Origin of the sequence: Bradyrhizobium sp. 62B (assembly GCF_030272265.2) — a bacterium.
Classification (GTDB): Bacteria; Pseudomonadota; Alphaproteobacteria; order Rhizobiales; family Xanthobacteraceae; genus Bradyrhizobium.
Genome location: NZ_CP092841.2, coordinates 5,311,156 through 5,333,718, shown reverse-complemented (window position 1 = coordinate 5,333,718; position 22,563 = coordinate 5,311,156). Strand labels below are relative to the sequence as shown.

Annotated in this window: 21 protein-coding genes and 2 pseudogenes; 14 read left to right on the top strand and 9 right to left on the bottom strand. The window is 63.9% G+C overall.

Going from position 1 to position 22,563, the window contains the following annotated elements; all coding sequences use genetic code 11:
- Nucleotides 1-479 precede the first annotated feature (479 nt).
- The 3 genes from ML401_RS25525 to ML401_RS25515 all read right to left on the bottom strand — a co-directional run bounded on the left by ML401_RS25525 (nt 480) and on the right by ML401_RS25515 (nt 3,067).
- Nucleotides 480-2,027: an FAD-dependent monooxygenase gene (locus tag ML401_RS25525; protein ID WP_285807369.1), complete on the bottom strand. Its 1,548-nt coding sequence runs from the start codon at nt 2,025-2,027 to the stop codon at nt 480-482.
- Between the two features lie 225 nt (nt 2,028-2,252).
- Entirely contained in the window at nt 2,253-2,597 is a 345-nt protein-coding gene (locus ML401_RS25520) for a response regulator (RefSeq protein WP_211419906.1), read from the bottom strand.
- A gap of 62 nt (nt 2,598-2,659) precedes the next feature.
- Nucleotides 2,660-3,067, bottom strand: a complete 408-nt coding sequence (locus ML401_RS25515) for a hypothetical protein (protein WP_285807368.1) — start codon at nt 3,065-3,067, stop codon at nt 2,660-2,662.
- 242 nt (nt 3,068-3,309) lie between these two features.
- Here ML401_RS25515 and ML401_RS25510 point away from each other — a divergent pair.
- The 6 genes and pseudogenes from ML401_RS25510 to ML401_RS25485 all read left to right on the top strand — a co-directional run.
- Nucleotides 3,310-3,489, top strand: a pseudogene (locus tag ML401_RS25510) (hypothetical protein); the annotation flags it as partial.
- The gene (locus ML401_RS25505) at nt 3,486-3,785 is read left to right on the top strand and encodes a hypothetical protein (RefSeq protein WP_259214771.1); all 300 of its coding nucleotides are present in this window, start codon (nt 3,486-3,488) and stop codon (nt 3,783-3,785) included. The pseudogene ML401_RS25510 and the gene ML401_RS25505, both read left to right, overlap by 4 nt.
- 64 nt (nt 3,786-3,849) lie before the next feature.
- Nucleotides 3,850-4,233 (top strand): annotated as a pseudogene (locus ML401_RS25500) (GNAT family N-acetyltransferase).
- 210 nt (nt 4,234-4,443) lie between these two features.
- Nucleotides 4,444-5,709 carry a CaiB/BaiF CoA-transferase family protein gene (locus ML401_RS25495; RefSeq protein ID WP_285807366.1) on the top strand — a complete coding sequence of 422 codons (1,266 nt, stop codon included), beginning with the start codon at nt 4,444-4,446 and terminating at the stop codon, nt 5,707-5,709.
- 141 nt (nt 5,710-5,850) lie between these two features.
- The gene (locus ML401_RS25490) at nt 5,851-7,056 is read left to right on the top strand and encodes an acyl-CoA dehydrogenase family protein (RefSeq protein ID WP_376717307.1); all 1,206 of its coding nucleotides are present in this window, start codon (nt 5,851-5,853) and stop codon (nt 7,054-7,056) included.
- Nucleotides 7,057-7,065: 9 nt separating this feature from the next.
- On the top strand, nt 7,066-7,623 hold the full coding sequence (locus ML401_RS25485) for a flavin reductase family protein (protein WP_285807362.1): 558 nt from the start codon (nt 7,066-7,068) through the stop codon (nt 7,621-7,623).
- Between the two features lie 25 nt (nt 7,624-7,648).
- On the opposite strand, the gene ML401_RS25480 is transcribed toward ML401_RS25485, so the two are convergent.
- Nucleotides 7,649-8,557, bottom strand: coding sequence for an NAD(P)-dependent oxidoreductase (locus ML401_RS25480; protein WP_285807361.1), 909 nt, complete (start codon nt 8,555-8,557; stop codon nt 7,649-7,651).
- Nucleotides 8,558-8,723: 166 nt separating this feature from the next.
- Here ML401_RS25480 and ML401_RS25475 point away from each other — a divergent pair, with 166 nt between their 5' ends.
- The 6 genes from ML401_RS25475 to ML401_RS25450 all read left to right on the top strand — a co-directional run bounded on the left by ML401_RS25475 (nt 8,724) and on the right by ML401_RS25450 (nt 15,010).
- Complete coding sequence (locus tag ML401_RS25475) at nt 8,724-9,707, top strand: ABC transporter substrate-binding protein (RefSeq protein ID WP_211419894.1); 984 nt, start codon at nt 8,724-8,726, stop codon at nt 9,705-9,707.
- A gap of 52 nt (nt 9,708-9,759) precedes the next feature.
- Complete coding sequence (ilvD, locus tag ML401_RS25470; RefSeq protein WP_285807360.1) at nt 9,760-11,454, top strand: dihydroxy-acid dehydratase; 1,695 nt, start codon at nt 9,760-9,762, stop codon at nt 11,452-11,454.
- 82 nt (nt 11,455-11,536) lie between these two features.
- Entirely contained in the window at nt 11,537-12,382 is an 846-nt protein-coding gene (locus tag ML401_RS25465) for an ABC transporter ATP-binding protein (RefSeq protein WP_285807359.1), read from the top strand.
- Nucleotides 12,379-13,164, top strand: coding sequence for an ABC transporter permease (locus ML401_RS25460; protein ID WP_285807358.1), 786 nt, complete (start codon nt 12,379-12,381; stop codon nt 13,162-13,164). Before ML401_RS25465 ends, ML401_RS25460 begins: the two co-directional genes overlap by 4 nt.
- Nucleotides 13,164-13,928: an ABC transporter permease gene (locus ML401_RS25455; protein ID WP_285807357.1), complete on the top strand. Its 765-nt coding sequence runs from the start codon at nt 13,164-13,166 to the stop codon at nt 13,926-13,928. The genes ML401_RS25460 and ML401_RS25455 overlap by 1 nt, the downstream gene beginning before the upstream one ends.
- A gap of 35 nt (nt 13,929-13,963) precedes the next feature.
- A complete protein-coding gene (locus ML401_RS25450; protein WP_285807356.1) occupies nt 13,964-15,010 on the top strand; it encodes a peptidase M29 in 1,047 nt (348 codons plus the stop codon).
- On the opposite strand, the gene ML401_RS25445 is transcribed toward ML401_RS25450, so the two are convergent.
- From ML401_RS25445 to ML401_RS25425, 5 genes are read right to left on the bottom strand one after another with little or no spacing between them, the layout of a single operon-like run.
- Nucleotides 15,007-15,999 carry a 3-hydroxybutyryl-CoA dehydrogenase gene (locus ML401_RS25445; RefSeq protein ID WP_285807355.1) on the bottom strand — a complete coding sequence of 331 codons (993 nt, stop codon included), beginning with the start codon at nt 15,997-15,999 and terminating at the stop codon, nt 15,007-15,009. The genes ML401_RS25450 and ML401_RS25445 overlap by 4 nt on opposite strands.
- 3 nt (nt 16,000-16,002) lie before the next feature.
- A complete protein-coding gene (locus ML401_RS25440) occupies nt 16,003-17,091 on the bottom strand; it encodes an NAD/NADP-dependent octopine/nopaline dehydrogenase family protein (RefSeq protein ID WP_285807354.1) in 1,089 nt (362 codons plus the stop codon).
- Nucleotides 17,088-18,614: a class I adenylate-forming enzyme family protein gene (locus tag ML401_RS25435; protein WP_285807353.1), complete on the bottom strand. Its 1,527-nt coding sequence runs from the start codon at nt 18,612-18,614 to the stop codon at nt 17,088-17,090. The genes ML401_RS25440 and ML401_RS25435 overlap by 4 nt, the downstream gene beginning before the upstream one ends.
- Before the next feature lie 2 nt (nt 18,615-18,616).
- Complete coding sequence (locus tag ML401_RS25430) at nt 18,617-19,906, bottom strand: acyl-CoA dehydrogenase family protein (RefSeq protein ID WP_285807352.1); 1,290 nt, start codon at nt 19,904-19,906, stop codon at nt 18,617-18,619.
- A gap of 12 nt (nt 19,907-19,918) precedes the next feature.
- Nucleotides 19,919-20,734, bottom strand: a complete 816-nt coding sequence (locus tag ML401_RS25425) for an alpha/beta fold hydrolase (RefSeq protein ID WP_285807351.1) — start codon at nt 20,732-20,734, stop codon at nt 19,919-19,921.
- Nucleotides 20,735-20,927: 193 nt separating this feature from the next.
- On the opposite strand from ML401_RS25425, the gene ML401_RS25420 reads away from it, so the two are divergent.
- Together ML401_RS25420 and ML401_RS25415 are read left to right on the top strand one after the other, a co-directional pair.
- A complete protein-coding gene (locus ML401_RS25420; RefSeq protein ID WP_285807350.1) occupies nt 20,928-21,689 on the top strand; it encodes an SDR family NAD(P)-dependent oxidoreductase in 762 nt (253 codons plus the stop codon).
- 28 nt (nt 21,690-21,717) lie between these two features.
- Nucleotides 21,718-22,554, top strand: a complete 837-nt coding sequence (locus ML401_RS25415) for an enoyl-CoA hydratase family protein (protein WP_212069349.1) — start codon at nt 21,718-21,720, stop codon at nt 22,552-22,554.
- The last annotated feature ends 9 nt before the right edge of the window (nt 22,555-22,563 follow it).

The following is a 22,563-nucleotide window of genomic DNA, read 5'->3' as shown; positions in this document are numbered from 1 at the left end:
CGCCGGCGATCTGACTTACAGCACCACTAATCCATCCCTGCAGCATCAAAACGGTATCCGCTTTCACGTCGACAGGGCGGCTTGCCAACTCGTAAGCAAGAATGTCCATGTGGGACTGACCGGCTCTCTCTTCCAAAAAATCACCGAGACCGCGACCCCGGCGCGAAGCTCGGCGGCTTCGAGGTGAAAACTGGGACTAGGCTGCAGATCGGGTTCATTATTCCGCTGTCCAGGGATTTGGAACGTGATCTCAACCTGCGCGACTCCAAGAATGTAGAAGTCGAAAAGCGGAGCAAGCACGTGGAGCACTTGGTTGACGTTTGCGGTCTTGAGCAGCGCCTGAGAAGACGGCTTTCGCAACGGCTGTAAGCCGAAAAATTCTTGCGCGCTTCCGTCTCCTTTTGGCCCTAAGCTGACCTTCTCGCTCAGGTTATGAAGGTCAGCTTTTGACCCAGGCTTCCGCCAGGCTTTCGCTTCATTCAGGATTGAGCGGCCGAAGCCGCCGCTGGCCTGAACCAGCTCGTTAACGCCTCCTCGAGCCCGTGTTGGCTCTCGTCTCCCACCCAGGCCACGTGCCCGTCGGGCCGCACCAGCACGGCGCCCGGCGCTGCCACCTGCCCGATAACCGGAAGCTTCCACATCCCGTCGCAAGTCGCATCGACGACATCGATGCACTCCCGCCACCGCGCCGCGTCGACGCCGCCGCACTTGCCGAAATTGAGCAGCGCGCCGCGCGCGCCGTGCAGCAGCGAGAACAGTCTTCGCTTGCGTCCTTCGACCACGAGATCGAGATCGGGCATGCGTCGGCCGAGCAGCTCGTGGCCTTCGCCGAGATCGTAGGCGATGTCGAGCCCGCTCATCATCGCGCCAAAGCGCCGGCGCGGCTCGTCCATGGCGAGCAGCTCGGTGATCGCCTCGCGCGCGGCCTTGCGGCCGTCGTCGCCGCGGCGGAGCAGGGTGATCTGCGCCATGGTGTTCTTCAGCACGCGCGCGGCCACCGGATGGCGCTCGGCATGGTAGCTGTCGAGCAGGCCGGCGTGCGCGACGCCCTTGACCATCTGCGCCAGCTTCCAGCCGAGATTGACGGCGTCCTGCACACCGAGGTTGAGGCCCTGTCCGCCGACGGAGTGATGGATATGCGCGGCATCGCCGGCGAGCAGCACGCGGCCCTTGCGATAGCACGCGGCCTGCCGCGCCGCGTCGGTGAAGCGCGAGATCCACGCCGCATTGTGCACACCGAAGTCGGTGCCGTAGACGGCAATTAGCGCCTCGCTGAGATCGCGCAAGGTCGGCTGCCCGGTGCGATCGAGCGTCGCTTCGGTGACGACGGCCAGCACGCGGCCGCTTTCGGCCGTGCTGAGGCCGTGAAAGCCGAGCGCATCGTGACGCAGGCCGAACGCCGGTGGCTGCCGCATCTCGACCTCGGCCATGAGGTTGCTGAGCGTCGGATCGAGGCCGGGGAAGTCGATGCCGGCCGCCTTGCGCACCACGCTGCGGCCGCCATCGCAGCCGACCAGATATTTTGCGCGCAAGCGCGCGCCGCCGGACAGCGTCACGTCGATTCCGGCCTCATCTTCCGCGAAGCCCGTGACCTCGCGCTCACGATAGAAGTGGACGGCGAGCTCTTCGGCCCAATCGGCCAGGATGCGCTCGATGCGGGCCTGCCGCAGCTTGAGCCCGTAAGGATGCCGCGTGGGGAGATCGCTGATGTCGAGCCGGGTCCAGGCAAAGCCGGCGAGCTGGAGGATCTCGCCTTCGCGCAGGAAGCGGTCCGCGATGCCGCGCTGATCGAGGATCTCGATGGTGCGGGCGTGCAAGCCGCCGGCGCGCGTCTCGACGATCGCCTGATCGGGGCGCCGCTCGACGATGGCGACATCGACACCGGCAAGCGCGAGCTCGGCGGCCAGCATCAGCCCGGTCGGGCCGCCGCCGGCGATGACGATTTCGTGCTTGGGCGTTGCCGGGTTCCCGGTACGGCCTGGTTGCGTGCGGCCGCGCGAACGGGAGATGGGAAGCTGTGAAGGCATGTCGTGACCCCTCGACCTGGTGTTGGGTCGCGGGTTCTACGGCAGGGTCGGGGGATTGAAGCAAGCCCGTTGCGCACCACATATTGAGTTGGGAGGAGGGGATTTCTCTTCCGCGATGCCTTCGTTGACACGTCGGGCAAAACACCGGCAGATTGCCATCATCGAAGAGTTTGGTTCAGACCGCGCGGAGCGATCCGCGGCGGGTTTTGTTTTGCCGGCCGAGCTTCAGCAGATGCCGGTGGTTCGCTGCATGACGTCGGCGAGTTCCTCGAACGAGAACGGTTTTCTGATCATCGGCAGGCCGCCGCGCCGAGGCTCGCGTCCGGAGAGTTGCAGGATCTTCAGCTCCGGCTTGCGCCGTCGCGCGAGCTCGGCCAGCTCATGACCGTCCATGCCGGGCATGTTGATGTCGGTGATGAGAATTGAGATTTTCTGGTTGTGCCTGAGACGGTCGAGCGCATCCGCGCCGCTGTGGGCACTGACCACCTCGCAGCCGAGCTCTTCCAGCATGTCGACGACCACGTCGAGCACGGCGGGATCGTCGTCTACAACCAGGACGGTGTGGGTCATCGCACAAGACGTTCCTTCTGACGGGGAACAACGCATCTGTCGCAGGGGAAGTTCCTGCTCGCCTAGTCGTCCTTCGACAAATCGCCGGGCCTGGTGGGAAGCTCGATGGTGCCGCCGTCGCCGTGCACGAGGTCGCGGCCGCTGCCCGCAGGCTCACCGGCGTCTTCGATGATCGCCTCCTGCAGATCGCGCGCCTTGTCGAGGCGCGGCTTCTTATCGCTGCGCGGCGTGCCATCGCTGCGCGGGCCGGCACCTGCCATGTTGCGCGAGGTTTGCTGTGATGTCGCCTTGGATGTCATCGGCTGATCCTCCTGACGGGCTAACTTTGGCCGCGCCGGTAAGTTCGTTTGACACGTCGGGCAAAACACCGGCATCATGACATCATCGAGACGAGTTTGTTTGACCCGCGCGGACATCATCCGCTGCGGGTTTTTTCGTTTCGATTTCAGAATCGGACGGTGGCCGCGCATCCGGCCCCGCACTCGACGTCACGTTCATGGAGCGCCGATCGGCGCGCCGCCGTCCGAACCATTGCCGGCCGCGCACGGGCGAACGTGCCGGCCCGCGGCGCAGGGGCCGATGGCCCGCGCCGCTGCGGTCTCCGGAAGACACGGAGATAGGGTTCGCGCCCGAAACGATCGCGCCTCGCCTGGCGCGATCTGCCGCGCATTTTCTTCGCATGGAGGGATGATGACTGCCTATCTGATCTCGCAAGCTGATGGGCTATTGCGTGACGCTGTATTTCGCAAAGCTGCTGGTCTGGGACAAGGTCCTCGGTTTGGGCTCCACGGACGCGCTGGCGGGATTTGCAGCGATCACGGCCAATCTGGTCGTCTCCTTCTACTTCGCCAAGCGCGGCTTCGAGAATGTTGCGAGGATCATCAAGCGGTGAAGATTCTGGACGAAGAAATTCGGGCGATTGTCGCGCAGACACTGGCCGAGCAGCAAAGGGTTCAGCAGGAGAGCGTCGACGCGATCGTATTGAAAGCGGTGGCATCAGTCCTGGCCTCATTCGGTATCGAAGACGATGACCGGAAAGAACTCAGAGCCGATTTCCAGCACCTGCGGCGCTGGCGAAAGAGCGTCGAACAGGCGCAAAGCTATACTTTCAAGGCTGTGATCACGGTCATCGCCACCGGTTTGATGGGGGCTGTCTGGCTCGGCGTCAAGGTCGTGCTGGGCAAGTGAGCCTTGATCGCCATGGAGTCGCAGGTCGCGCACTCGCGATGGCCCCTGCCAATAGGCTATCCCCATGTACAAAATTCGGATCGTCGACGCGGACGATGACGAGACTGCCGAAACCCTCGGCGATTTGCACCGGCTGACATTCTTCGATGGGGCCCTCGTGCCGCAGTTCGACTCGGGGCGTGGTGGATCGCCTACCACGATGATGATGCAGTCGCCTTCGCTGGCGTCGTACCGTCCACGCATGCGCGGAATAGCGGGTATTTCTGCCGGGTCGGAGTCTTGCAGCGGCACTGGGGGCGGGGACTTCAACTAAGGCTGATGCGGGCTATCGAAGTGCGAGCGCGACGCCTCGGATGGGACAGTATCGTCTCCCATACGACGGACAATCCGGTGCCCGAGGCGCCTGGGGGGGTCGCATACGCTTTATTGGCGAAAGTGGCTGCGCTGAACAATTGGAGCGGCTTCCCGTCATGCGGAACGTGGCTCTCTCGAACCAGAATGGCTGCGAGGCAGCGCGCAGCCTTCGCACGCTCGAAAATGTCGTTTTTTGCGTTCCGGATGAAGGGAGCGAGACACTTGCGAAGTCGGCGGCGCCGGGCTTTAAGTTTGCTGTTGCAGGAAATTCGGCGGCCATAAGCCGATGTAAGGAGCGCCATCGATGCCCACTAAGCCTCAATTGCCGCAACGTTCTTCGCGAGGGACGGGAGGGCCGACTGCGCTCGATGGTCTCCTGGTCATCGATTTCACCCGTGTCGTTGCCGGGCCGGCCTGCACGCAGACGCTCGCCGATTTTGGTGCGCATGTCATCAAGATCGAGAATCCCGACGGCGGCGACGACACGCGCGCCTATGAGCACGCCGAGATCGGCGGGGAGAGCGCCGCCTATCTCAGCTTGAACCGCAACAAGCGCGGCATCGCGCTCGACCTTTCCGTGCCGGAAGCCCGCGAGATCGCATTGGATCTGATCCGCAAGGCGGACGTGGTCGTCGAGAATTTCTCAAGCGGGGTCATGAAGAAGTTCGGGCTCGACTATGAGGCCGTCGCATCACTCAATCCAAGGCTGGTCTATTGCTCGATCTCCGCCTACGGGCGCTCTGGACCGTTTGCCTCGCGCCCCGGATTCGATCCCATCACGCAGGCGGAGAGCGGCTTCATGTCGCTCAACGGATTTGCCGACGGCCCGGCGGTTCGTACCGGCCCGCCCATCGTGGACATGGCGACGGGAATGTCTGCCTGTAACGCCATCCTGTTGGCGCTGCTCGCGCGGGACCGGCTCGGCCGCGGGCAACATGTCGAAGTCGCTCTGTTCGACATCGCAATGGGGATGACCGGCTTCTACGGTATGGCCTATCTCATCAACGGCGAAAACCCCGGCCGGTTCGGCAATTCGCCGAGTGGGTCTCCGACCGTCGGCGTTTACGAAGCCTCTGACGGGCCACTCTACATGGCTTGCGCCAACGACAGGCTCTATCGCCGGCTCGTGGTCGAGGTGTTCAACCGTCCAGATCTCATCTCCGAGCCGCAGTTTGCAACGCGCAAGGCCCGGTCCGAGAACAAGGAGCTGTTGCGCGCGGCCATCGCGGAGGTCTTTGCCAGCGATACTCTCGAGAACTGGATGGCGAAGATGAAGCAGGCCAATATTCCGGTCGGCTATCTCCGGACGGTCGAAGAGGGGTTCAACGCCCCCGAGGCTCGCGAGCGCCAGCGCTTGAACCGGATTGCGCATCCGACGGCGGAATGGGTGCCCAACATCGAGCCGCCGATCACCATGAGCCTGACCGCTGCAGTCGATCCCGTTGCGGCCCCGCTGCTGGGCGAGCATACCGAGGACGTCTTGCGTAATATTCTCGGTTATGACGAGCGTCGGATCACGGAATTCACCCGGAAGGCAGTCTTTGGCGCGAGCAAGCCTTCGACGGGCTAGGCCCGCGCGGTCAGTCCCCATAGCACGAAGCTCCGTGGCTTGCGGACCGATGCCTGGCCGCATTGGCTTGATTTGACGAAGGGGTGGCCGCATAAATACGTAAAGTGAGGGACACGAATGGCGCCTGGTCGAAAGCCGAGCATGGGTCAGCCCACCGGGGCGGAAGCCGGCGAACGCGCCCATGCGGACATGATTGCGAAGGCTTGGGCTCTCGTGCCGCGACTACGCGAGCGGGCTGCGCGGACGGAGGAGCTGCGGCACCTCCCGCCGGAGACCGAACGGGATCTCCACGATGCGGGATTGTTTCGAATGCTCCAACCGGCACGGATCGGGGGCGCCGAGCTCGATTATGTCGCACTCATCGACTGTGCCGAGTCGCTCGGACAAGCGGATGCATCCGTCGCCTGGAATCTCGCCAATCTGGCGAGCCATCACTGGATGCTCGGCATGTTCGAGCAGAAGGCGCAGGAACTGGTCTGGAGCCGTGATCCGGACGTGCTGATCGCCTCCTCGTTCATCTTTCCCGCCGGACGCGCGACGAAAGTCCAAGGCGGATACCAGCTGCGCGGCAGCTGGCCCTTCTCCTCCGGCGTTGCCTCGTGTGAATGGAACATGCTTGCAAGCGTGGTCTACTCTGACGACGAGGCGGATGGCATCGAGTATCGCATCTTCCTGTTGCCCAAAGGCGACTACACCGTGTTCGACACCTGGAATGTCGCGGGACTGCGGGGGACCGGGTCTTGCGACGTGGAGGTAAGGGACGCCTTCGTGGCGGACCATATGACGGTCGCTGTCGGCGATCTCGCCGGTGGCCCGACACCGGGAAGCAAGATCAATCCAAATCCGCTCTATGCGCTCCCCGTCTTCTCGCTATTCCCGTACGTCCTCTCCGGTGTCGCGCTGGGAAACGCGCAGGCATGCCTCGACGATTATACCGAGGTCGCACGTCATCGTATTTCAACCTACAACCGTGCCAAATTGAGTGACTTTCAAAGCACCCAGATCAAGATCGCGGAGGCCTCGGCGAAGATCGACGCCGCACGCCTGATCATGCGGTCGGCGTGCCTCGATGCCATGGAGGACGCGCGGCGCGGGCACACGCCCGACATGGCGACCAAGACCCGATATCGGCGTGATGGATCTTTTTCGGTGAACCTTTGCACGGACGCGGTCTCGATGCTGTTTGCCGCGAGCGGCGCGCGCGGCCTGTTCACGACCGGCGTGTTGCAGCGGCAATTCCGCGATGCTCACGCGATCAACTCGCATCTCGCCTTCAATTTCGATGCGGCCGGGACCAATTATGGACGCGTGGCGCTGGGCCTGCCGTCCGAGAATCTCACGCTGTGAGGCCGGCTGATGAATGATCTGCCGAAGCAGCCGGCCAGCCCCGATCCCGCCAATGAGTTCGCGAGCGACAGCTCGTCGATCGATCCGCGCGACTTTCGCAACGCGCTGGGAACCTATGCAACGGGCGTAACGATCATCACCGCCGCGGCGCCTGACGGCAAGCCCTACGGCCTGACTTGTAATTCGTTCGCTTCCGTTTCGCTCAATCCTCCGCTGGTGCTGTGGAGCCTCGTCGTCTATTCATCGAGCCTCACCATTTTCCAGAACGCCAGCCATTTCACCGTCAACGTGCTTGGCGCTTCGCAGCAGGCTCTCGCGAGCAAGTTCGCCAAATCCTCGGACGACAAGTTTACCAGTGTAGACTGGACGCCGGGGCTCGGCAACGCGCCGGTGCTTGCCGAGAGCGTCGCCAACTTTCAATGCCGCTCCGTGAACCGCTATTATGGCGGCGACCACGTGATCTTTCTCGGCGCGGTCGAGGCCTATACCTACAACACGACGGAGCCGCTGCTCTTCGCGCGGGGGGCGTTCGGAAGATTTCTCGCGGACGACGAGCGCAAGCCCTAGCATGCGTCGGGTCGCGCTCGACTGCTTAGCGGTCTGTTGCTGAAAGCTTGTAAATCTCCAGCGCGTCCGCTTCCGCGCCGCGCGCGGCCTTGGCCAGCAGGAAAAGCTGTCCCGCAAGCGAAGCCATCGGCACCGGCGTCGACGTCGCCTGTGCCACGTCGGCGACCGTATCGAGATCCTTGAGCATCGTGGCAATGTGCCCCAGCGGTGGCGAGTGAATGCCTTGAACCATCCGCGGCACGAAGAGCTGCAGCGGAATGGAGTCCGCAAAGCCGCCGGCAAGCGCTTCGGGCAGGCGATTGGCATCAATCCCGGCGTTGACGGCGAAGCGCGTGGCCTCCGCCAGCACGGCCATCGCGCAACCAACGATCACCTGATTGCACAGCTTGGTGGTTTGGCCGGCGCCGGTCGGGCCCATGTGGGTGAGCCTGCGCGCCATGGTGAGCACGTAAGGGCGTACCCGCTCGATATCGTCCGCCTGTCCGCCGGCCATGATCGCAAGCGTGCCTTCCTCGGCACCCTTCGTTCCGCCGGAAACCGGTGCATCGATCCAGCCGGCGCCATTGGCGTCTTTCAGGCGCTTGGCGAGATCGCGGGCGGCATCGGGGTGTATCGATGAAAAGTCAACGACGAGCTTGCCGGCGCCGGGCGCCGCTGCCAGCCCTTCCAGTCCGAAGATCACCTCTTCAACCGCTGCTGCGTCCGTCACGCACATGAAGATGATATCGGAGTTCACCAGGAGATCGCGAGGTGTGATTGCGCGCTTGGCACCGGCTTCGAGGAGCGGCGCCACTTTGCCCTCCGAGCGGTTCCAGACGGTCACGTGATAACCGGCCCCGAGCAGGCGCCGGGCCATCGGCGTTCCCATCAGCCCCAGGCCGAGATAGCCGAGTCTCTCGGCGCCTTGCGGGTTTGCCTTGCTCGCATCAGCCATAGGTTGCCTCCCTCTGTCGCAGTGCGACGCCGCCTTACCATACATGGCGCATCGGACGGCAAAACCGCTTGGTTCGCATGGCTTGCCTGAATGTTTGAACCATGAAACATTTGAGGTGATCGGGTTGGGTGGCGCCCGTCGGCGCCGGAGCAGCGGAGTGGGCACGATGCGAACCGTTTCGAAGTGGATCCTGGCTTTGGGGACAGCGGCCGCCGTGAGTGCGGGGGCAAGCCCATTATGGGCGCAGCAGACGATCCGCGTCGGCTGGACGATTCCGGCCGAGGAATCCAAGTACTGGATGATGCGCCGCCCGGCCGAATTTCCCAATCTCGGCAAGGCCTACAACATCGAATGGACCCAATTCCAGGGCACCGCGCCGATGACGCAGGCCCTGGCCGCCGGCGCGCTGGACTGCGCGACGCAGGCGCCACTGTCGCTCTCCAACGGTGTGGTGGGCGGCAATCTCAAAGCCTACATCGTCGCGCAGCACGTGTTCGAGAAGCCTGGTGGGTTCTCGGTCTATTGGGCCGTCAAGGATGACTCGCCCATCAAGACAATCGCCGACCTCAAGGGCAAGACGGTCGGCATTTCCGTGATCGGCGGCGGCACGCAAGGTCCGTTCAATCTGCTCCTGAAGCAGAATGGCGTCGATCCCGCCAAGGACATCAAGCTGGTCGAGGTCGGTTTCGCGGTCTCCGAGGATGCGCTGCGACAGGGCCGCGTCGATGCCGTCAACATGAACCAGCCGTTTGCCGCACGGGCGGAAGCGAAGGGTGGCACGAGGAAGCTGTTCTCACTGTCGGAGGCCATGCCGAACATCGTGCACATCCTGGAAGCCTGCCGCGCCGATTTCGTCGACAAGAACCCTGAAGTGGTCAAGGCCTATGTCCGCGATATCACCTCGGGCATGAAGAAGGCACTGGCGAACCGCGAAGAGACCCTCAAGGTCGTCAATGAGGTGCTGAAGGCGCCTATTCCCGTGCTCGAGACGTACCTGCTCAAGGACAATGATTTCGGCCGTGATCCAGGCGCGGCGCCGAATTTCCCAGCGATCCAGAAGATGCTGGATATCTACGCGGAGACCGGAATGCTGCCGAAACTGGATGTCGCGCAGTTCAAGCATCCGACGATCGTCGCTCCGCTGGAGTAGGCGGGCGAACCATCTGAATAAGAAGGTCGTGAGGCACGAAGAAGTTGCGCGCATGAAGAAGTTGCGATCACGGGTGACGACAGACGGCCTCGACCGGGCGCCGCATCGGGCCTTTATGCGCGCCATGGGGCTCGACGACGCTGCGATTGCCAAGCCGATGGTGGGCGTCGTCAGCATGAAGGGCGAGCAGACGCCCTGCAACATGACCCACGACTTCCAGGTTGCGGCGGCGAAAACCGGCATCGAGGAAGCCGGTGGCACGCCGCGCGAGTTCTCGACCGTGTCGGTCTCTGACGGCATCAGCATGAACCACGAGGGCATGAAGTTCTCGCTGTTTTCGCGCGAACTGATCGCCGACTCCATCGAAGCTGTCGTCCATGGTCTGGCCTATGATGCGCTGATCGGATACGGCGGATGCGACAAGACGCTTCCCGGCGTCATGATGGGCATGGTTCGCTGCAACGTGCCGTCCATCTTCATCTACGGCGGCAGCGCGCTGCCGGGGCGCGTGGATGGGCGTACGCTGACGGTGCTCGACTCCTATGAAGCCGTCGGCAGCTTCATGACCGGCGAGATCGACAGCGCCACGCTCGAGCGGATCGAGCGGGCCTGCCTGCCGACGATCGGCGCGTGCGCCGGCCAGTTCACCGCGAACACCATGGGCATGGTCTCGGAAGCGATGGGGCTGACCATTCCCAACGTCTCGATGGTGCCGGGCGCCTATGCCGAGCGTGCGCAGATCTCGCGGCGGGCAGGGCGCCTCATCATGCAGATGCTGGAGCGCGGCGGGCCTTTGCCGCGTGACATCGTGACGCGGAAGTCGCTCGAGAATGGCGCGGCGATCGTCGCGGCGACGGGCGGCTCGACCAACGCCGCGCTGCATCTGCCGGCGATCGCGAACGAGGCCGGTATTGCCTTCACCATCGATGACGTCGGTGAGGTCTTTGCCAGGACGCCGCTGATCGGAAACCTGCGCCCCGGGGGCAAATACACGGCAAAGGATGTCTATGACATCGGCGGCGCCGCCGTGGTGATCCGCGAACTGATCCAGAGCGGACACATCGATGGTAGCTGCATCACCATCACAGGGCGTACGCTTGCCGAAGAATACGGCGCGGCGAACGCGCCGGACGGCGAGGTGGTTTACGCGTCCCGTGCCCCGATCATGCCCGATGGCGGCGTGGCAGTGCTGAAGGGTAATCTCTGTCCGGACGGCGCAGTGATCAAGGTTGCCGGCCTGAAGAGCCAGTTCTTCGAAGGCGTGGCGCGCGTGTTCGAGGATGAGGAGGCCTGCGTCAAAGCGGTTCGGGATCGCACATACGCGGCGGGTGAGGTTCTCGTGATCCGAAACGAGGGGCCGGTCGGCGGTCCCGGCATGCGTGAGATGCTCGGCGTCACCGCGCTGATCTACGGGCAGGGCATGGGCGAAAAGGTGGCGCTGATCACTGATGGCCGATTCTCCGGCGCCACCCGTGGCATGTGCATCGGCTACGTGGCTCCCGAAGCCTTTGTCGGCGGGCCGCTGGCGCTCGTTCGCGATGGGGACAGGATCCGGATCGATGCCGCAAACCGGCGGATGGATGTCCTGCTCGATGAGCAGGAACTCGCCGCACGGCGACGCGACTGGAAGCCGCGTCCGCCGCGTCACCGCGCAGGCGCTCTTGCAAAATATGCGCGGCTGGTTGGGCAGGCGCCAGCCGGAGCCGTGACGCACGAAGGTCCCGCAGAATGGCCGTGGTTCGAATGACGCGCCGCACGGGTGCGAAAACGGCCGCCGCTCTGGCAGGTTTCTTGCTAAGCTCGTGTCTCACGGTAAGGCGGGCGACGGAATGACGGCAGTGCTGGCGAGATCAAGCGAACGGGTGAGCCCGGTGACATCGGAAAGGCCGGCATCTGCAATCATCGAGATCGACTGCGTCTCGCAGGTCTTTCAGACCTCGGCGCGCAAAGACCACGTTGCGCTTTCGGATATCTCGCTGAGGATTGAGGAGGGCGCTTTCGTCTCCATCCTTGGTCCGTCGGGCTGCGGCAAGTCGACCCTGCTTTATATCGTCGGCGGCTTTGTCAACCCGACCCGCGGCGCGGCGAAGATGAAGGGACAGGCGATCACAAGCCCCGGTCCGGATCGTGGCCCGGTGTTCCAGGAGTTTGCGCTGTTTCCCTGGAAGACCGTGCTCGGCAACGTCATGTATGGCCCGCGCCAGCAGGGCGTTCGCGCCACCGAGGCTGAGGCACAGAGCCGAGCGTTGATCGAGATGGTCGGCCTCAAGGGTTACGAAAACTTCTATCCTAAGGAGCTGTCGGGTGGCATGAAGCAGCGCGTGGCGCTGGCGCGGACGCTTGCCTATCATCCCGAAGTCCTGCTGATGGATGAGCCGTTCGGAGCGCTTGACGCGCACACAAGGACGCGCCTGCAGAACGACCTTCTCAACATCTGGGAACGCGACCGCAAGACGGTGCTGTTCGTTACCCATTCGGTCGACGAAGCGGTCTTCCTGTCCGACAAGGTCGTGATGATGTCGAAATCTCCCGGCCGCATCCGCGAGGTCATCGACATCGATCTGCCGCGGCCGCGCCGCCGCAGCGAGCTGCTGCTCGACCCGCGCTATCAGAAATATGTCGTCGATATCGAGCGCATGTTCGATGAAAGCGATGAAATCGGGCCTGCCTCATGATGTCGCCGGCCGCTTTCACCAGACGCGCCGCTCCGGTGCTGGCCTGCATCGGGCTGCTCGCGGTGTGGCAGGTGGCCTCGCTCGCGCTGAAGAACGACAGTTTTCCGACGGCCATCGAGGCGATCCGGGCCATTCCGGATATTCTCGGTGACAGGGAATCCCTGATCAACATCCTGGCTTCGCTTCGCCGCATGGCGTTCGGATTTGGCGTGGCCGTGCTGGTTTCGATTCCGCTGGGCCTGCTGATGGGACGCAGCCGAAGCGTTGCGGCCTTCTTCAATCCGCTCCTGATGGTGATTTACCCCGTGCCGAAGGCCGCCTTGATGCCGATCATCATGCTGTGGCTGGGCGTCGGTGACATCACCAAGACATTGGTGATCTTTCTCGGCGTCAGCCTTCCCGTGATCTATCACAGTTTTGAGGGCGCCAAGGCGGTCGAAGAGAAGATGCTGTGGTCAGGTGCCGCGATGGGGCTGTCACCGGCGCGGCGCCTGGTGCGGATCGTGCTGCCCGCGGCGCTGCCGGAGATCCTCACCGGCTGCCGTACGGGACTTGTGCTGGCGCTGATCACGATGATCACCAGCGAGATGATCGCCCGTCAGTCCGGCGCCGGCAACATCCTGTTCAATGCACTCGACATGGGGCAATACGACACCGTGTTCGCGATGATCATCATTGTGGGCGCAATGGGCATCTGTTTCGATGCGATTTTCGAGAAGGTTCGGGCCCGGCTTGTGCGTTGGTCCGAGCCTCAGTTCGACTTGCCGCTGAGCTTCTCGTGATGGCACGCTTTTTGTCCCCTAACATCCTCCTTGGAATCGCCCCGATCGTCCTGATCGTCGCCCTTTGGCAAGGGCTGGTGTCATTCGGCTTTGCGCCGGCGGTCTTGTTGCCGCCGCCGGGCTTCGTCTTCGGCCGGTTGCTCCAGCAGCTCGCGACGTGGACGTTCCAGCAGGAGATTGTGGCAACCCTCATTCGGCTGTTTGCCGGCTTTGCGATCGCGGTCGTGCTCGGCGTCAGTCTCGGCATTGCGGCCGCCGCCAGTCCCGCGATCAATTCCGTGGTCCGGCCGATCGTACGCGTCCTGGCCCCATTGCCCAAGGTCGCGCTCTATCCGGCACTCCTGCTCTTGCTTGGATTTGGCCATGGGTCGAAGATCAGCTTGGTGACCGCGGACGCGCTCTTTCCCATTCTGCTTTCGACCTATTACGGTGCGTCGACCGTCGAGCAGAAATTGATCTGGTCGGCCATGGCGGCGGGGACGCGGCGTACCGGAATCCTGTTCAAGGTCGTACTGCCGGCGGCGATGCCATCGATCTTGACCGGATGCCGGATCGGACTTGTCATTTCGTGCATCGTGGTGTTCTTGGCCGAGATGATCACGTCGACGGACGGATTGGGACACGCGCTCGTGACTGCGGCCCGAACTTTTCAGGCCGTCGACATGTTCGTGCCGCTGATCACGATCTCGCTGTTGGGATTGATCCTGAACGCCCTGCTGGGCGCGCTGCGGTCGTACCTCTTGCGCGGCTTCCCAGAAGCGTGATCCGACCGAAAAAGAAACAAGACCGGGAGTGAGCCATGCTGGCAGATCGCATCGAGGCAAAATGGATCGACGCATTTTGCGAGATTTTCGAACGATGCGCCGTTAGGGCTGGCGATACCGCTGCAATTCTCTCAGAGACCCAGTCGCGTGCGCTGAATGTGCATCTGGCGGAGCTCGCACTGCTGCGCATGGGCGCGCGGCCGTTCCACGTGGTGATGCCGACGCCGCGTAACCGGAATATCGTCCCTGTTCGTTCCACCGGCGCCAGCGAGGCGATCCAGAAGCTCGGTCCGGTCATCAGTGCGCTGCAGCAGGCGGGCTTCGTGGTCGATTGCACCATCGAAGGACTGATGCATGCGGTGGAAACGCCGGAGATCCTGAAGGCCGGCGCGCGCATCCTGGTGATCTCCAACGAGCATCCCGAGGCGCTGGAACGGATGGTGCCGGATTCGACGCTCGAGAAGCGGGTTCGTGCGGCGGCGAAGATGCTGCGGGGGACCAAGCGGATGCGCGTGACCTCGAAGGCCGGCACAGCGCTCGACGTCGATATGGTCGGCGCCTCCACCGTCGGCGTATGGGGCTGGACCAACAAGCCCGGTACGCTGGCACATTGGCCCGGCGGCATTGTCGTCAGCTTTCCCAAGAGTGGGACCATCAACGGCACGCTGGTGATGGCGCCAGGCGACATCAATCTCACGTTCAAGCGCTATCTGGCGTCGGCAGTGAAGATGACGTTGAAGGACGACTATGTCGTCGAGCTGGAAGGCGAGGGGACGGATGCCGCGATGATGCGCGCCTACCTTGCCGCCTGGGGCGACCGCGAGGCCTATGCGGTCTCGCATGTCGGCTTCGGCATGAACCCTGGCGCGCGCTACGAAGCGCTGTCGATGTACGACCAGCGCGACACCAACGGGACGGAGATCCGTGCAGTCTCCGGCAATTTCCTGTTCTCGACCGGCGCGAACGAATTCGCCGGCCGCTACACGGCGGGGCATTTCGATCTGCCGATGATGGGAACGACGATCGAGCTCGATGGCGTTGCCGTGGTCCGGGAGGGCGTGCTCCAGGATGTCTTCGGCTAGTTGCGGTCAAGCACCGGCGGGCGGGCCAGCTCGAAGTGGCGGAGCAGGTCGACCATGGCCTGGAGCCGCTTAACGCGGTAGGCATCGACGTCCATCCCGGAATAATCGAGAAAGCCCGAGCCCGTGCGCAGGCCGATCCGTCCCTCATGCATGTTGCGTGAAATGACGTCCGGCGCGCGATAGCGGTCGCTGCCGAGTGCGCCTTCGAGATAGCGGCTTGCGTAATAGAGGATGTCGCCGCCGCCCCAGTCGATGAATTCGAGCAGGCCGAGCACGGCGTAGCGGAAGCCGAAGCCGTAGCGGATTGCCTTGTCGATCTCCTCCGCGCTGGCGACACCTTCCTCGACCATGCGTGCGGCCTCGTTCATCGCCAGCGCCTGGATGCGCGGAACGATGAAGCCGGGCGTCGCGGCGCAGACCACCGGCACCTTGCCGATGCCTTCGAGCAGAGCCTTGACCTCGTCGACGATGGCGGGATCGGTGGCATTCCCGGGCGAAACCTCGACAAGCGGGATCAGATAGGCCGGATTGAGCCAGTGCACGTTGAGGAAGCGGCGGGGGTTCACGATCGCGCCGGAGAGATCGTCGACGAGGATGGTCGACGTCGTCGATGCGATGATCGCGTCAGGGCTGACCTGCTTCGAAGCCGCCCCCAGCACCTCGCGCTTGAGTTCGACGGCTTCGGGAACCCCTTCGAAGACCATGCCGGCTTCTGCCAATGCTGCGCCGCTCTCGCTCGCTGGCACCACCGTCACCCGCGCGAACAGCGGATCGACATCTGCGTCGGTCAGCAGCCCCAGCTTCGACAGGCTGGCGAATGTCTTCCTGACCTCGCCGAGCGCGTCCGCTTCCAACTTGGCAAAGTCCTCCGTGGAGCGAGCCTTGACGTCGATCATCGTGATCCTGTGACCGGCATAGGCGAACGCGACGGCGATGCCGCGGCCCATGCGGCCAGCGCCGAGACAAGCGATATTGGCGCGATGGGTCATCGGTCAGAATCCATTGCGAAGCAGCGTCTGCAATTCAGCTTTGCCGAGATTGTCGAGCCCCAGCGTCTCGAGGGTCCGGCCACCTCGCGCAAAATCCTCGCTGCAGACTGCGCCGCCGATCGATAAAAACGCCTTGGCCAAGGGGGTGGCCACGCCAGCCAGGCCAGCGACGGATACCAGCAGAGACAGGCCAAGACGCAAATCCTCCCGCATATAGCGGTGCTCGGTCAACACGATCCGTTCGCGCCAATCGCCGGAATCGGTCAGCCGGTCATGCGAGCCGCGGCCGTACATCCAGATCTCGCCCTCCCTGGCGTAATGATGAGCGAGCGGAAAATGCGGCGCGCCATAGCCGAGCGCTTCGCGCACGGCGATCCGCTCGGCATCGAGCGCGTCCGTGACCCGCCGGATCGCCGCTTGCGTGCCTTCCTTGTGGATGTCCCAGCGCTCGAAATGCTCGATCGGGCCGGCATTCATCACGATCAGCGGCGGATGGATGATCGGGCCGGCATTCATCAGTGCGCCGGACAACGCGTCTCCGCACGGCTCGATCGCATCGGGGAAAGCCCGCCCGATCACTTCGAGCGCCTGCGGCGCCTGGTCGAGCGGGAACACGCCGACCGGCAGCCGCTTGGCGCGGATGGTGATGGCGACCTCGAACGGTCCGTGCTTGCGGGTCAGCCAGGGCAGGGTACCGGTTTCGGCAAAGCTTGCCTTTGCATGGTTGCCCGCATCCCGCGCCGCCTGGGCGAAGATCATCGAGCCGAATGTCGCCGGCGGCAAGAAGACGACCTGACCATCCCGCAGATGCGGGGCGAGCAGGTGAGCGATATCCGCTTGCGCGAAGGCAGGAGCCGGACACACGATCAGCTCGCTGCCGTCGACGGCCTCGGCCATATCGTTCGTGACCAGCGCGAGCTTCACGTCGTGGCGGCCGTTGTGATCCTTCACCAGGATGCCCGAGCCGGCCGCACGATGTGCCGCGACCCGTGCGGCATCGCGGCGCCAAAGCCGCACCTCATGCCCGGACAGCGCAAAATCGCCCGCGGCCGCGAAGGAGCCGTTTCCCCCACCCAGAACTGCGATCTTCAAGATGCTTCTCCTTGCGCGCGTGACTGCGCATCGAGTTGCTTCAGCAGGAAATGCTGGACCTTGCCCAGCGCCGTCCGCGGCAGGTCGGTGACGAAAACGATGTCGCGCGGCACCTTGTAACGGGCGAGCTGCGCCTGGACGTGCGTTCTGAGCTCATCCGCGTCGAGCCGGCAGCCGGATTTGCGGATCACATAAGCAACGGGGACCTCGTCCCAGCGCGGATCGGGCCGTCCGATCACGGCGCATTCGCTGACATCGGGGTGTTCGAGCAGGACGCGCTCGACCTCGGCCGGGTAGACGTTTTCTCCGCCCGAAATGATCATGTTCTTCTTGCGGTCGCGCACCCAGAAATGGCCGTCGGCATCGCACAGGCCGATATCGCCGGTGCGATACCAGCCGTCGTGCAATGCGTCGCGCGTGGCGGTCTCGTTGCCCCAATATTCGAAGAACACGTTGGGGCCACGCACCGCGATCTCGCCCGGTGTGCCCGCGGGCACCTCGCTGCCGGAATGATCGACCACCCTGGCTTCGCAGCACAGGCCGGCAAGGCCGGTCGATCCCGGACGCGACAGATCGCCGCCGAGCCGCGTGTAGATGGCGATCGGGCAGGTCTCTGTCGATCCGTAGACCTGGAGCACTGGGACATCTCGTGCGACGAAGCGCTCGATCAGGTGCGGTGGGACAATGGTCGACCCGGTGGCGACGGCCTTGAGGGAGGAGAGATCCGCGGCCGTCCAAGCCGGATGCTCGCTGACGGCCTGGATGATCGCGGGCACCATCACCGTGAGTGTCGGCCGCTCCTGTTCGATGGCCGCAAGCGCGGTATCCGGCGTGAAGCGCGCGTGCACCGTAACGGTCGCGCCCAGCTGCAGCGCGGGCGTGGTCTGGATGTTGAGACCGCCGACGTGGAAGAACGGCAGCACGGTCAGCACATGATCGTCCGACGTCATGTTGTGCATGTGCTGGCTCATGACGCCGTTCCAGAACAGCGCCTCCTGGCGCAGCACCGCGCCCTTCGGTCGTCCGGTCGTCCCCGACGTGTAGACGATCAGCAGAGGACATGAGAGATCCGTGTGCGGGTTTCGGCTGGTGCCGTCACTGCGCGTCAGCAGTCCTTCAAACGTCGTGCCGCGAGGCGGCGCAAAGTCGAGGCCGACAACCGACGTCCCCGGCGCAAGCTCGGAGAGCACGCCCTCGAAGGCGCGTTCGAGCACCAGCACCTTGGCGCCGGCGTCGGTGAGAATGAAGACTTGCTCCGCGACGGCGAGCCGCCAGTTCAGCGGCACCAGCATCGCCCCCAGCCGCGCGCAGGCGTAGAGCAGAACCAGATAATCCGGCCGATTCAGACTGAGGATCGCGACGCGGTCGCCGCGGCCGACGCCGAGTTCCTGCTTCAACGCCGTTGCGGTCCGCTCGATGCGCGCGGCGAACGCCGCATAGCTCAGCCGTTCGCCCTCGAAGGCAATGGCCGTCTTGCCTGGCGAAAACGCCGCGTTGCGATCGATCAGACTGCAGAGATCCACCGTCAGTCGTCCGTCTCGCCGGCCTCGTACAGCGCCTCGCGCCCGATCCGGTCGAGGCAGAGCTCGGCGGTCCAGGGCAGCATCAGCGAGCCGCAGCGGCTGTCGCGATAGATCCGCTCGAGCGGCAGCGAGCGGAGCATGGCCTGGCCGCCGCAGGTTCGGATCGCGAGCGCGGCGAGCTCATTGGCGCCCTCCATCACCGAATATTGCGCGGCATAGGCCCGCAACACCTGTTCTTTGCTCGGATTGGCGCAGGCCTCGGTGACGGCCTGGAACCAGATCGCCTTGATCTGCTCGAGCTTGATCTGCATCTGCGCGACCGCGATCTGCTTGGTCGGATACATCCGGCGCTTGACCGGCGGCATGCCCGGCACCTCGCCGCGCAGATAACGCACGGTGAAATCATAGGCGGCTTGCGCCAAGCCCATATAGGTTGGCGACAGAGTCAGAAACATGTGCGGCCAGCGCATCGCGGCCTGGAAGTAGACGCCGCGCGGCATCAGCGCGGAATCCTCCGGGACGAACACATCCTTGAACAGCAGCGTGCGAGAAACCGTCCCGCGCATGCCGAGCGGATCCCAGTCGCCGACGACCGAGACGCCCTCCGATTTGGCCGATATCGCGAGGTAAAGCGTGTTGCGGCGAGACGCCTTCTCACCTTCCTCAATCTCGGTGCAGAGCACGCCGTAATAGTCGGCGTGGCCCGAGAGAGACGCAAAAATCTTCTTGCCGTTGACGATCCAGCCGCCCGCGATTGGCCTCGCCTCGGTGCCGAACGCGACGCCGCCCGCAGCCGCCGCGCCGCCTTCCGAGAAAGGTTGCGAATAGATCGCTCCATCCTCGACGATGCGCTTGTAATGGATCGCGCGCCGTCGTTCGTGCTCAGCGCGAGTGTCCGCATCCATGTCGAGATCGTCGGCGAGTGGGCCCGACCAGAGGGTCGAGCAGACGTGCATGTTCCAGGTCAGTGCGGTCGCGCCGCAATAGCGGCCGATCTCGGCGGCTGCGAGCGCGTAAGTCTGGTAGTTTGCGCCGAGTCCGCCATGCTTCTTGGGAACGGCAATGCCGAGCAGGCCGACGCGGTGCAAATCGCGATAGTTCTCTGACGGAAAGATTGCCTCGCGATCGTAGGTGGCGGCGCGATCGGCAAACACGGTCTGCCCGATCTCTCTTGCGCGGGCAATGATGCCGGCCTGCTCGTCGCTGAGGCGGAAAGCCACGGGATCGAAGATCGGGGCGTCCAGCGCGACCTTTCCGGTCGTGCCGATCGTCTTGCTGACTTGCATGGTCATCGCGCAGTCACCTTACGATTTGGTCGTGACGGAATTCAGGAAGCGGCCGAGCGCCTCGTCGAAGGCATCAGGACGCTCGAGATTGGCGAGATGGCCGACGCCGTCGAGCTCGACATATTCGGCCCCCGGGATGTAGGTTGCCGTCTTTGCCATCATCGGCGCGGGCGCGTTGTTGTCTCTGGATCCTGACAGCAACAATGTCGGAACCGAGATATCCTTCAGCGCGCTGCGCTCGTCAAAGCCCATAAGAGCGAGCATCATGGCGCGATAGCTTGCCTCCGGCACGCTTGCCATGCACTCGCGCGCAAGCTCCATCCCACGGGGATCCGGATCATCGCCGACGAGTTCCTTCACCAACGAAGGCGCCAGCGAGGTCATCGTCTCGCCGCGGTCGAGCGGGCCGAGCCGCGCTGCGATGAACGATTTCTGCCAGTCGCCATCGGCCTTGCCGAAAGCGGGGCTGGTCTGCGCCAGCACAACCGCGCGTGCCAATTTCGGGGATTGCGCCAGCCATTTCTGGACGATCATGCCGCCGATGGAGTGACCGACGAGAATGGGTCTGGTTGCACCGAGTTGCTCGATGAATTGCTGGAGCGCCTCCGCCAGGGCAGTGATGCTGACGCTGGCCAGCGGGGCCGATCCGCCATAGCCCGGCATGTCCCACGCGATTGCGCGGAAGCGGCTGCCGAAGGTGGCAAGCTGCCGCCGCCAGGCGCGTGCCGCGCCGCCGATGCCATGCAGGAAGATCAGAGGGATGGCACCCGGGTCGCCGGCGGCTTCATAGGCGAAACGTCCGTCCTTTGTTATCATCGGCACAGGCTGCGACACGCGACATCCTTTTGCTTAGGCTTCGATGCTAACAGGCCTTTCGGGGATGGGAAGCGATAATTTTATACTTAAAGCAATTTTCGGGCCGCCTTCGTGTCGTGGCGTTCGCGAGCGGAAGGCGGCATTCATTGCAAAAGTTTGAAGGTTAAAATATATCGGAGGAACGATCACCAAGATCCGAGGGAGCCCGCGCATGTCCGGATTGCCGCACTCGCCGCACGCGCTGGTGACCGGTGGCGGTCGCGGCATCGGCCGCGCCATCGCGGCGGCTCTCGTCGGCGCCGGCGCCACCGTGACGATCGTCGGCCGGAACGCCGCGGTCCTCGACGACGCCGTCAATGCAGGCGCTGCACATTTTGCGGCTGTCGCCGACGTCGCGAACGAGACCACCCTGCAAGCCGCCATCGCCGAGGCGCACGCGCGCAAGCCGATCGATATCCTGATCGCCAATGCCGGCAGTGCCGAATCCGCGCCATTCGTGAAATCGGACAGCGCCCTGTTCGCACGCATGATGGACATCAATTTCATGGGCGTGGTCCGTGCGATCCACGGCGTGCTGCCGGGGATGAAGGATCGTCCCTATGGCCGCATCGTCGTGATTGCGTCGACGGCGGGGCTCAAAGGCTATGCCTATGTCAGCGCGTATACGGCGGCTAAGCACGCAGCCGTTGGTCTGGTTCGTTCACTTGCCCTAGAGCTGGCGGGCAGCAACGTGACCGTGAATGCGGTGTGCCCAGGGTTCACCGACACGGATCTCGTCGCCGGCAGCATCGACAACATCATGAAGAAGACGGGACGGAGCCGCGAGCAGGCGATCGCCGAGCTTGCCAAGCACAATCCGCAAGGACGGCTGATCGCGCCTCAAGAGGTGGCGGACGCCGTGCTTTGGCTGTGCGGCAAGGGCGCGGGCGCGATCACCGGGCAGGCGATCGCAGTTGCAGGCGGCGAAATCTAGCGCGCGAACAAACACCTGAGGAGATCGCATGAGCAGACCAGCCAATCCCGTCACCGTGCCGCTCGCGGATTACTCGCCGCAGCACTTCCTTTTGGCCGTAGTCGACGGCGTTGCGACGGTCACGCTCAATCGGCCCGAACGGAAGAATCCGCTGACATTCGAGAGCTATCGGGAATTGACCGATTTCTTCCGCGCCTGCGCGTTTGACGACGAGGTCAAGTCCATCGTCGTCACCGGCGCCGGTGGTAATTTCTCGTCCGGCGGGGATGTATTCGAGATCATCGGCCCGCTGGTGAAGATGGATACCAAGGGGCTGACCGCTTTCACGCGCATGACCGGCGACCTCGTCAAGGCGATGCGGGCCTGCCCGCAGCCGATCGTGGCCGCCGTCGAGGGCATCTGTGCCGGCGCCGGGGCGATCGTGGCCATGGCCTCGGACATGCGCCTCGTGGCGAGCGGCGCCAAGGTCGCGTTCCTGTTCAACAAGGTCGGCTTGGCCGGTTGCGACATGGGCGCCTGTGCGATCCTGCCGCGGATCATCGGACAGTCCCGCGCCTCCGAGCTGCTCTACACCGGCCGCTTCATGACCGCGGAGGAGGGCGAGCGCTGGGGCTTTTTCAGCCGTATCGTCACCCCCGAGCAGATGCTGCCTCAGGCGCAGCTGCTGGCCAAGCAGATTGCGGAAGGGCCGACCTTCGCCAACACCATGACCAAGCGGATGCTGGCCATGGAATGGGCTATGTCGGTGGAGGAGGCGATCGAAGCGGAGGCTGTTGCCCAGGCCCTGTGCATGACCACGGCTGATTTCGAGCGCGCCTTCGAGGCCTTCGCCAACAAGGTCAAGCCGGTCTTCAGGGGCGATTAAGCCGGCTTT